This is a genomic window from Mesorhizobium sp. P3_A9, assembly GCF_056402975.1.
Map to the genome: position 1 here is coordinate 1 of NZ_JBFUGJ010000350.1, position 6,000 is coordinate 6,000.

Annotated in this window: 6 protein-coding genes; 5 read left to right on the forward strand and 1 reads right to left on the reverse strand. The window is 62.5% G+C overall.

What is annotated here, in order from left to right:
* From AC1DX0_RS29450 to AC1DX0_RS29470, 5 genes are all read left to right on the forward strand, one after another.
* Positions 1-504: endonuclease domain-containing protein (locus AC1DX0_RS29450; RefSeq protein ID WP_477357934.1), on the forward strand; the 504-nt coding region annotated here is incomplete at its 5' end.
* A 242-nt stretch (positions 505-746) separates the two neighbouring features.
* Positions 747-1,328, forward strand: a complete 582-nt coding sequence (locus AC1DX0_RS29455; RefSeq protein WP_477222462.1) for an ASCH domain-containing protein — start codon at positions 747-749, stop codon at positions 1,326-1,328.
* A complete protein-coding gene (locus AC1DX0_RS29460; protein WP_477222461.1) occupies positions 1,325-2,530 on the forward strand; it encodes an FAD-binding protein in 1,206 nt (401 codons plus the stop codon). The genes AC1DX0_RS29455 and AC1DX0_RS29460 overlap by 4 nt, the downstream gene beginning before the upstream one ends.
* A gap of 10 nt (positions 2,531-2,540) precedes the next feature.
* Positions 2,541-3,839 carry a glycolate oxidase subunit GlcF gene (gene glcF / locus AC1DX0_RS29465; RefSeq protein ID WP_477222460.1) on the forward strand — a complete coding sequence of 433 codons (1,299 nt, stop codon included), beginning with the start codon at positions 2,541-2,543 and terminating at the stop codon, positions 3,837-3,839.
* Positions 3,840-3,870: 31 nt separating this feature from the next.
* Positions 3,871-4,875, forward strand: coding sequence for a hypothetical protein (locus tag AC1DX0_RS29470; protein ID WP_477222459.1), 1,005 nt, complete (start codon positions 3,871-3,873; stop codon positions 4,873-4,875).
* A 9-nt stretch (positions 4,876-4,884) separates the two neighbouring features.
* Here AC1DX0_RS29470 and AC1DX0_RS29475 read toward each other — a convergent pair whose 3' ends face one another.
* Positions 4,885-5,805: a bifunctional 5,10-methylenetetrahydrofolate dehydrogenase/5,10-methenyltetrahydrofolate cyclohydrolase gene (locus AC1DX0_RS29475; protein ID WP_477222458.1), complete on the reverse strand. Its 921-nt coding sequence runs from the start codon at positions 5,803-5,805 to the stop codon at positions 4,885-4,887.
* Positions 5,806-6,000: the final 195 nt, after the last annotated feature.

The following is a 6,000-nucleotide window of genomic DNA, read 5'->3' on the forward strand; positions in this document are numbered from 1 at the left end:
TCTCAGAATGGGGGTTCCTCGCCCCCGCAAAGCGGGGGAGAGGTGGCTCGGGCGAAGCCCGAGACGGAGAGGGGGACGCCCGACGTGCCCAGCCGCCGCTCGCCCGAAAAGATCGCCCGCGCTCGCGTGCTACGCCACGGGGACAATCAGGCTGAGGCAATCCTCTGGAGCGAGCTGAAGGCAAAACGTCTCGGCGGCTACAAATTCGTTCGGCAAATGCCGATTGGCTCATATTTCGCAGACTTTGCCTGTCGCAGCGAAAAGCTGGTCGTCGAACTGGATGGAAGTCAGCACGCGGAGAGCACCTACGACAGACGACGCGATGAGTTCATGCGCGCCGAGGGGTTTTCGGTGCTGCGTTTCTGGAACATCGTTCTCAAGAGCCGCCGAAGTGTCTGCGAAACCATTCTTGCGGCACTTGAGGGACAATTGGCAGAAGACGTGGTCGCCACAGATCTGACGTTCGTTTTCGCAGCCAAGATGTCCGGAGGTGGCACTCTATGATGGCCCCCTCTCCGTCTCGGGCTTCGCCCGAGCCACCTCTCCCCACTTTGTGGGGTCGAGGAACCCAAGCTTTCCGAGGCCGCGACCTCCGCGGTTGGCGTTTCCTCGCCCCCATGAAATGGGGGAGAGGTGGCCGCGTAGCGGTCGGAGAGGGGGCTGGCGCTGCCATATGCGATTGCCTTGCGGCTCACGGGAGCGAGGAACCCAGATCTTCCGGCGCCAATTCCCGAGTGAGGCCTGACTTGCTGTTCAAACAATCCTCGCTGGACAAGATTGCGTGCAACGAAGTGACGCTCGCCTTTCGCCGCTGGAAACGTCCGACGGTAAAAGCCGGCGGGCGAGTCCGGACGGCTTCGGGCGTAGTGCTGATCGGGAACATCACCGTCGCACACATTCCCGCACTGACGGAAAAAGACGCGATCTCGGCCGGCTTTCCGACACTCGGAGCCCTTCAAGAGATGCTTGGCCCCGATGACGGCACATCACTCTACCGCATCGAACTCAAAGGCATCGAACCCGACGAACGCGTTGCCCTGCGTAACGAGGGCCTTTCCGATGCGGACTGGCATGCGCTGACTGCACGCTTTGCGCGCTGGGACAAAGCGGCGCCCGGCTACTTCCCGTCCATCTTACGGGTAATCGGCGCCCATCCGGAAGTGCGTGCGGCTGATCTGGCTGCGATGGCCGGCGTCGAAACGCTGAAATTCAAGCAGGATGTCCGCAAGCTCAAGGAATTCGGCCTGACCGAGAGCCTCGATGTCGGTTACCGGCTGTCGCCGAGGGGCGAAGCCGTGCTCGAAAAGCTCAGGGAGCACAGGCTTTGACGACTTTCACTCCGGCCACGTCAGACGAAGTCCTGTCCTCTGTCGCCTGGGCGGTGGCGGAAGAGGCGCCGCTCGAAATCCTTGGTCACGGCTCCAAGCGGGGCATCGGCCGCCCGCTGCAGACGGAGCATACGCTCGACCTGTCGAAGCTCACCGGCGTCACGCTCTACGAGCCCGCCGAACTGGTGCTGTCGGCGAAGGCCGGCACGCCGCTGGCCGAGATCGAGAAGCTGCTGGCGGAAAACGGCCAGCAGCTGGCGTTCGAGCCGATGGACTATGGCCTGCTGCTCGGCGGCGAGCCGGGCAAAGGCACGATCGGCGGCGTTCTCGGCGCGAACCTCTCCGGTCCGCGCCGGCTGAAGGCCGGTGCGGCGCGCGATCATATCCTCGGCATCAATGTCGTGTCCGGCCGTGGCGAGGCCTTCAAATCCGGTGGCCGGGTGGTCAAGAACGTCACCGGCTATGACATGTCGAAGCTGATGGCCAACAGCTGGGGCACGCTGGCCGTTTTTACCGACGTCACCTTCAAGGTTTTGCCTGCCGCCGAGACCGAAGTCACGCTCGCCATCCGTGGCCTGCTCGACGATGCCGCGGCAAGCGCCATGGCCTTGGCGCTCGGTTCCAGCACGGAAGTATCAAGTGCCGCCCATCTGCCCGAGCGGATCGCGGCGCGCGTTGCCGGCGGCGCGCTTGGCAGTGAGGCCGCAACGCTGCTCCGGGTCGAGGGTTTTGGCCCGTCCGTTGCCTACCGTATCGCCGCGCTGAAGACGCTGCTTGGCAAGGCCGGGCCGCTGGAGGAGATTGCCGATGAGGCTTCAATCGCCATATGGCGCGATGTGCGCGATATCAGGCCTTTCGCCGATGGCACCGAAAAACCGGTCTGGCGCGTCTCGATGACCCCTGCCCAGGGCCACCAGATGGTGCTGACCCTGCGCATGCAAGCCGCCGTCAGCGCCTTCTATGACTGGCAAGGCGGGCTGGTGTGGTTGCGCATGGAAGAGGGCGACCCGGAAGCCGCGCTGCTGCGCGGCCTGTTGCGCAAACATGGCGGCGGCCATGCGACGCTGGTGCGCGCCGCACCTGCCCATCGTGCCGCTCTGCCTGTCTTCGAGCCGCAGCTGCCGGCATTGGCCGCGCTTAGCCAGCGGCTGAAGCAGGAATTCGACCCGAAGAACATCCTCAATCCCGGCCGCATGGCCTAGGACATCAGCGATGCAGACCAATTTCTCGCCCGCCCAGCTTGCCGATCCCCACGTCGCGGAATCGGAAAAGATCCTGCGCAAATGCGTGCATTGCGGCTTCTGCACCGCCACTTGCCCGACCTATGTGACATTGGGCAACGAATTGGATTCGCCGCGCGGGCGCATCTATCTGATCAAGGACATGCTGGAAAACGGCCGTCCGGCCGACAAGGAGATTGTCACCCATATCGACCGCTGCCTGTCGTGCCTTGCTTGCATGACCACCTGCCCGTCGGGCGTCAACTACATGCATCTGGTCGATCACGCGCGCGCCCATATCCAGGAGACCTACAAACGGCCGCTGCTCGACCGCCTGACCCGCGCCATGTTGGCCTTCGTGCTGCCCTATCCCCAGCGTTTTCGCGCCGCGCTTAAGTTGGCGAAATTGGGCAAGCCGTTCATCGGCCTGTTCGAGAAGGTCCAGGCGCTGAAGCCGCTTGGCGCGATGCTCAAGCTCGCCCCGGCATCGATCCCGGCAGCGTCGCCGATGGCCTCGCCGGGCGTCCATGCCGGGCAGGGGGTGAAAAAGGGCCGGGTCGCCATCCTCACCGGCTGCGCGCAATCGGTGCTTGATCCCGCCATCAACGACACGACGATCTCGCTGCTCACACGCCTCGGCGTCGAGGTCGTGGTGCCGCCGGGCGAGGGCTGCTGCGGCGCGCTGGTTCATCATATGGGGCGGGAGCAGGCAGCCCTTGCCTCGGCCAGGCAAAATGTTGACGCCTGGACACGTGCCATCGACCAAGGCGGGCTCGATGCCATCATCATCACCGCGTCCGGCTGCGGCACGACGATCAAGGATTATGGCTTCATGCTGCGGCTCGATCCGGCCTATGCCGACAAGGCTGCACGCGTGTCGGCTCTGGCCAAGGACATCACCGAATATCTGGCCGCTTTCGACTTGCCCGAACCGGTGCGCAAGCCGGGCACCATCGTCGCCTATCACTCGGCCTGTTCGATGCAGCACGGCCAGAAGATCATCCGCCAGCCGAAAGAGTTGCTGGCCAAGGCCGGCTTCATCGTGCGCGAGCCGCGCGAGGGTCATCTGTGCTGCGGCTCGGCCGGCACCTACAACATCCTGCAGTCCGAGATTTCGGCCAGGCTGCGCGACCGCAAGGTGAAAAACATCGAGGCGACAGGTGCCTCGATCGTTGCCACCGGTAACATCGGCTGCATCACGCAGATCGCGTCGGCCGCGAAGCTACCCGTGGTGCACACGATCAAGCTGCTCGACTGGGCCTATGGTGGAGAGCCGCCAAAATTGCTTTGATTGCGGCACACCCATTGATGGGACTGCCGGCATGCCCAACTCAGAGTCCGAGGAAATTGAAACGATCGTTCGGCTGCTGTCGGATCGATCGCCCGCGACTTTTCAAGCCCATTATGCCGAATGCGAAGCAATTATCGCTCGACATTTTAGGGACGGGTCCGAATTCCTGTTTGCACTGATCAAAGCGGCGGTAGAAGCTGATGTTCAGCAAATCACTCTGATTAACGACGCCGTTTCATTTCTCGACGACGCCCATCTGGCCCGCCTGGCATTTTTTCTGCAAGGGGAAGCGAAACGCGGCACAGATGTTGAAGACCTATTGTCCCATGCCATGCTGCAGGCATCAGACTTGTTTCCAGACAGTGTGCTGGCCACCAGTTACGATTTTGCAGATTGGCAGGAACACGCCGATCCGCGTTCACCGCCAATCTGTCAACACTTTGTCTTCGAAGGCGGCTCTCCGGGCGACTCGCCCTTTCCCGCGCACCACAATCACCCTACCTGGCATCTGCCAACTATCGGACGGCCATATGCTGTCGGCGGCATGGGTTCGGCAACGTGCCCGATCTGCCGGCAGAAATTGACACACCTGATTACCCTGGACGATTTTGGAGACCCAACGATATCTGTTCCTCGGCTCCGCATCGAAACCTGTACGAATTCTCTCGAACTGACCTACTATTCGCATGACGCCGTAGGCGTGCCGACACCGATAGCGCCGTTCCATTCCGCCTATGATTTCACATCGGATCCGGCCACAGAGGAAAGCACTGTCCGCCTTGCACCCACGCCGCCGCGCTGGCTCAGGCAGTCGTATGGGGTAAGCAATTCACGGCAAAATCTGTTTCGGCTTGGCGGGTTGCCGTCATGGGTTCAAGGGCCACAGTTTCCGCTTGTTCCCGGAACGGACAGGCAAATGAAATTTCTTCTCCAGTTCGATTCGATGGCCGGATTCTTCTGGGGCAGCGGCGGCATGCTTTACGTCTTCTGGGACGAAGAAAGCCGTATCACCTGCCACGTACCGCAATTCACGTAACGAACGAAGCTACTCGGCTGCAAGCCTGTCGGCCGTGCCGTAAGTCGCCTCATAGAGCGCGCGCTGGCGGCTGAGCGCCACCATCGTGTTGCGCAGCAGGATCGCCACCGTGATCGGACCGACGCCGCCCGGCACGGGCGTGATCCAGGAGGCGACTTCACGCACGCTTTCGGTGTCGACATCGCCGACGATGCGGCTCGTGCCGTCCGGTCCGATCTCGGAATTGATGCCGATATCGATGACGGCGGCACCCGGCTTGACCATATCGGCCTTGATCAGCCGCGGCTTGCCGACGGCGACGAACAGCGCATCGGCGCGGCGCGCATGGGCTGCGACCGAGCGCGTCATGTGGTGGCAGACCGTCACCGTTGCGCCTTCGCTCATCAAAAGGAAGGCGATCGGCTTGCCGACGATTTCCGAATGGCCGACGATGACCACTTCCAGTCCCTTGAGATCGAGCCCGGTCTCCTTGAGCAGTTCGACAGAGGCCGCCGCCGTGCAGGGCGCGAGGTCGAGCTGGTTGTAGACGATGTTGCCGATCGAGGCCGGGTGCATGCCTTCGACATCCTTGAGCGGATGCACCGCCGCCTGCAATGTCCTGATCGGAATGTGCGCCGGAACCGGCCGCTGGATGATAATGCCGGTGACGCGCGGATCGGCGTTCAGGCCATGGATGGCGGCTTCCAGTTCACCCGACGTGATGGTGGCGGGAAAACGCCGTTCCTCGAAATCGATGCCGGCAAGCTGAGCCTTGGCGCGCTGGTTGCGCACATAGACATCCACGGCATCGGTATCGCCGACGGTGATCGAGATCAGTTTGGGCGGAAAACCCTCGGCTTTGGCAATTGCCGCATCCTCGCGCACGGCGGCGATGATGCGCTGGGCAACCGGGCCGCCCTTGAGGTAGCGGCTGTCGTCGGACAGGGACATGGGGTGGACTCTTTTCTTGCGTTGGCGCCGACATAGCAAAAGACCGTTGAAAATGGCAGCACGAAAGCGAACCGCCATGCCTTCTGCGCGGCGCAACGACGCGGGGCCATGTCGCAGGCACTGGACGCCGATCAAAAAAGAAGGGCAGCGCGGTTTCCCGTGCTGCCCTTCTTGACCGACCGCATCCCCATACGG

Coding starts and splice junctions, on each gene's coding strand:
- glcF (WP_477222460.1), top strand. CDS start 2,541: ATGCAGACCAATTTCTCGCCCGCCCAGCTTGCCGATCCCCACGTCGCG.
- AC1DX0_RS29470 (WP_477222459.1), top strand. CDS start 3,871: ATGCCCAACTCAGAGTCCGAGGAAATTGAAACGATCGTTCGGCTGCTG.
- AC1DX0_RS29475 (WP_477222458.1), bottom strand. CDS start 5,805: ATGTCCCTGTCCGACGACAGCCGCTACCTCAAGGGCGGCCCGGTTGCC.